1 protein-coding gene is annotated in these 792 nt (G+C 58.7%); it reads left to right on the forward strand.

Annotation, left to right across the window (positions count from 1 at the left end; all coding sequences use genetic code 11):
• Positions 1-145: 145 nt before the first annotated feature.
• On the forward strand, positions 146-739 hold the full coding sequence (locus tag ACHIRB_RS02790) for a hypothetical protein (RefSeq protein ID WP_395126782.1): 594 nt from the start codon (positions 146-148) through the stop codon (positions 737-739).
• Positions 740-792 lie beyond the last annotated feature (53 nt).

Genomic DNA, 792 nt, shown 5'->3' on the forward strand with positions numbered 1-792 from the left:
GCCTCATACGAGAACGGACTCTCCTCCAGTAACCTCATCCAGGCTGCATAGCCAGAAATCCCCGTGTCCAACATCCGGGGTCAAGGCCCGTATACCTAGTGGCACTGCCGTGGGCAGTGCCAGTGCGTCAGATCGGGATGACGCATTGTTCGTTGTCAAGGTGCGCTGGGAATACACCGTCGTACCGCATCACCAAGTTCGGCGATTCGCTTGCACGTCCGACCGTGCCGAATACACCGAACTGGCTCGCGACTACGACGGGACGTCGGCGTGGTACTTCACTCCGAAGAGCGGCATCGACGCCAACGCAAAGGAAGCGTTCGAACTCGTCCAGTTCACGGTCGACGGCCAGGACCGGGAGATACGTCGAACGAGCAGAAAAGGTGGCCAGGTTTATGCGGTTGATCTGGGTGTGACAGCGAGTGACACCGAGACGCCGGTAACGATTAGCTACACGTATCGGACCGTGACGGCAGTACGTGGTCACTTGCTGTATGTCGACATCGAACAGCCGACGAGAGGTATCGAAGTCGAACTCGACTACGGCGACTGCGATATCGAGCGGGTCAGCGTGCTTGACCTTATCGCCAGTAGCCGAGCAACACGAGTGGAGCGAACCCCGGCATCCGTACCTGGCAAGTCAGTGCGCGTCGGATTCGACGGCTGGGTGTTTCCGCGGAGCGGGGTTGGGTTCGTGTGGGTTCGCAGCGCCGAGGCTAGCCTCCGGCTTTCACGGTAATTCCTTCGGAGTTGGTGTCGTACATGAAGAAAGGTGCTATGAGCTGGGATAAT

Source organism: Antrihabitans spumae (genome assembly GCF_043944905.1).
Taxonomy (GTDB): domain Bacteria; phylum Actinomycetota; class Actinomycetes; order Mycobacteriales; family Mycobacteriaceae; genus Antrihabitans; species Antrihabitans spumae.